We start from the raw sequence: 3,503 nt of genomic DNA, 5'->3' as shown, positions 1-3,503 counted from the left end.
AGCAGAAAAACTAAGATTTCTACTCCTTAAATTATTGTATTTATTCCTTAAAGGACTTTTTCAGTACCCTCACATTATGTTGGTGTTTTTTTATGCAACAGCAAAAGCTTGATTTTTTATTCTGGAATTTGTTGGCTCAGACAATGTAACGTTCCAAAACCCCAAATGAAATCGGTAGCGCTAATTCCGATGATTTCTCTATCAGGAAAACATTCTGAAAGTATATTTAAAGCGATTCTGTCATTACTGTCGTTAAAAGTAGGAACCAAAACACAATTGTTCAAAATCAGGAAATTAGCATAACTGGCTGGCAATCTCAATCCATCAAATTCCAAACGTTTAGGCATTGGTAAAACCACAATTACAGGTGATTTACCATTTTCTAATTTGGCATTTTGCAAACGTTTTAAATTGTCCTGCAACGGTTTGTAGTTATTGTCTTTAGGATCTGTTTCTACAATAGTCACAATAGTATCTTCGTTTACAAATCGGCATAAATCATCAATATGTCCGTGAGTATCATCGCCTTCAATTCCGTCGCCTAACCAAATTACATTGGTAATTCCAAGATATTCCTTGAAAATTGCTTCGTAATCCGCTTTAGTGAAATTTGGATTCCGAACCTGAATATCAGGATGTATTAAGCATTCTTCCGAAGTCAACAAAGTACCTCTTCCATTCGTATCAATAGCTCCGCCTTCAACAATAACCGGTTTTCCGTTGTATACAACTTGGGTAACAGGAATATTTAGAAATTCTCCCACTTTAGCAGGAACAAATTTGTCTAATTGAATGTTTTTATACTTTGCCCAACCATTAAAATTAAAGTTTAATGCTTCTCTTTGGTCTCCGTTTTTAACAATTATTGGACCCGAATCACGCATCCAACTTCTATTGGTTTTATGAATGATATAAGAAATATTTGATAGATCAACATGAGCTGTTTCCAACATTTCGGATACTTTTCTTTTCAGGTTTTCATCGGCAACCACTAAAAATACTTGCTCGAAAGTAGCCACTTTTTTTATGAATTCGACAAAAGCCCATTGTACGGCTTCGTATTTTCCTGGCCAATCCTTGCCATTGTGCGGAAAACAAAGCAAAATGCCTTGTTGTTTTTCCCATTCGGCAGGAAATCTTCTATTATTTGTAGTCATAATTAGTCGATTGCTCTTTTTGTTATATCACCAAAAGCATCTATTCTTCTATCTCTGAAGAATGGCCAGTTCTGACGTACATTTTCTTGTAAATCCAAGTCTACTTCAGCAATTAAAATCTCTTCTTTGTCGTGTGAGGCTTGTGCCAAAATTTCGCCTTGTGGTCCCGCAATAAACGAAGATCCCCAAAACTGAATTCCCGCCGTATTAGGCAAGTATTGTTCTAATCCAATTCTGTTTGCTGCTGCAACATAAACGCCATTGGCCACCGCATGTCCTTTCATTACACTCATCCAGGCACCATGTTGATTTTCACCATATTGCTCTTTTTCTTGTGGATGCCAACCAATTGCTGTTGGGTAAAATAAGACTTCAGCACCTTTTAAAGCCGTCAAGCGAGCTGCTTCAGGATACCATTGATCCCAACAAATAAGCGTTCCAATTTTTCCTTTTTGAGTCGGAATAGTTTTGAAACCCAAATCACCAGGCGTGAAATAGAATTTTTCATAAAAATGGGGATCATCCGGAATGTGCATTTTGCGATACAATCCCGCTTCCGATCCATCCGTATCAATAATATAAGCGCTGTTATGGTAAATGCCCGCCATTCTTTTTTCGAAGAAAGGAACAATAATAACGACTCCCAATTCTTTTGCCAAAGCGCTAAAAGCAATAAACGAAGTGCTGTATAATGGTTCTGCCAAAGCAAAATTATCTACATCTTCGCTTTGACAAAAATAATGACTGCTGTATAATTCCGGCAACGAAATGACTTCGGCACCAAGGTTGGCGGCATCACGAACCCAACTTAAGCATTTTTTCAAGTTGTTTTCGGCAATATCGTTAAGATTCAATTGAATGACCGCTATTTTGTATTTCTTGTTTGGCATGACTAAAAAATTAGACTGCAAAAATAGGGATTTTTATAAAGAGTATAAAATAGGGGTAATGTGTTTTTTTAGGTTTTAAATAGTTTTTAGGTATATCTTATTGGATTTTTAAGAACTATTTAGAAGTAGTGAGACTTCGGAGAGCGGATAAAACTTAAATTCGGCACTCAGCCAACTGGCAAATTCAAAGGCGATGTCTTTATGTGCAAAGGTACCGCCGTATCTTCCAGTTTTAGACACAATACCTATGGCTTTAGTGGCCTCTATCCATCTTTTTGGAGTAAGTGAAAAACTATTAGAACCCGACATGTTTTTAATTCCATCGAATTCGATGGAATTAAAAAGGGGATTATTAAAACGCTCCCAAAGACCGATGAATTCAATAGTACTTCTATTCCGCAACCAGTTTTGCAAAATATAATCACTCCTTTCATTATCACGATAACGCGCAATATCCGTTAAGGAAATGAAATCTTCCTTGTTTTCTTTGTAAAATACAACATCAATACCGTTTACAATAATTTTCTTGTTTTTCGTCATAACGTGACTATTGTTTTGTTAACCGTTCTCACTATCTTACAATCTCCCTATCCTCACTTAACCCCGCTTCATTTTTAATTCTCCCGAATTCGAGGGAATTAAAAAGAGGATTATTTAACTCTTCCCAAACACCAATAAACGCTATGGTATTCTTATTGCGTAACCACTTTTCAATCAATACAACCCATTTTATCTTTTGCTTTATTACTCCGAAGTTTGGAGACTTCGGGGACTTCGGGGAGCTGGGGCGGGAGGAAAAGAGAAATGGAAAAGTTTAATCGAATTTATATTATTTAAGTCTGCTTTCTTTTATCCATTTTAAGCGTTCTCTTACCGTTTCAGAAAACGGATTTATGTCTTCCTCACTAACTAGACCTTTGCAATACATATTCAGGACGGTATCAAAGTAGTGAATCCCTGAAATCCCATCATAATTTAGAGCAATGTATTTATTGTTTTTTAAAACGGTTTCATATACTTGACCGTAAGTGTCACTTCCGTCTTTCTTTTTGTTTTTCCAATCTGTTAAAATGTCTAAAACCGAAGCATTACAAATGTCAAGTTCTTTTTGAATTCCTTTGTCCATAAGAATTCGAGCTGTTTTTTTATCCGTTTTTGAGAGTTCCATTTTTATTGCATTTACTGTTTTTAATGAGCTAACAGATTTATAAAATTATTAAAAAAAATAGAATTTTAGAAATTGAAAAGTAAAATTTATTGATTAAAAAGGAACTTCGTTTACAGGTTTGATAGCGTATTTAGCAGGTAATGTGTTTTTTAGGTTTTAAATAGTCTCTTGGTATATCGTATTAGATTTTTTAAGAACTACCCAAGGCTCTGCAAACGTCTCTGAGTGTGCTGTGAAAGAATAACGACTGCGAGTGTTATTCAATGCTGTATAAAAGATGGTAGTAGG

At 35.5% G+C, this 3,503-nt stretch carries 4 protein-coding genes; all 4 read right to left on the bottom strand.

Annotated elements, in window-relative coordinates; translation table 11 throughout:
• Positions 1–116: 116 nt before the first annotated feature.
• Entirely contained in the window at positions 117–1,157 is a 1,041-nt protein-coding gene (locus FNW38_RS17250; protein ID WP_143389007.1) for an agmatine deiminase family protein, read from the bottom strand.
• Positions 1,158–1,159: 2 nt separating this feature from the next.
• A complete protein-coding gene (locus tag FNW38_RS17245) occupies positions 1,160–2,047 on the bottom strand; it encodes a carbon-nitrogen hydrolase (protein ID WP_143389006.1) in 888 nt (295 codons plus the stop codon).
• A 108-nt stretch (positions 2,048–2,155) separates the two neighbouring features.
• Positions 2,156–2,587, bottom strand: a complete 432-nt coding sequence (locus FNW38_RS17240) for a KilA-N domain-containing protein (RefSeq protein WP_218043745.1) — start codon at positions 2,585–2,587, stop codon at positions 2,156–2,158.
• 289 nt (positions 2,588–2,876) lie between these two features.
• Entirely contained in the window at positions 2,877–3,215 is a 339-nt protein-coding gene (locus FNW38_RS17230) for a hypothetical protein (protein WP_143389005.1), read from the bottom strand.
• Positions 3,216–3,503: the final 288 nt, after the last annotated feature.

The organism is Flavobacterium gawalongense (genome assembly GCF_007097265.1).
GTDB lineage: Bacteria > Bacteroidota > Bacteroidia > Flavobacteriales > Flavobacteriaceae > Flavobacterium > Flavobacterium gawalongense.
Note: the sequence above shows the minus strand (reverse complement) of the source record. Positions and strands in the feature narration are given on the sequence as shown.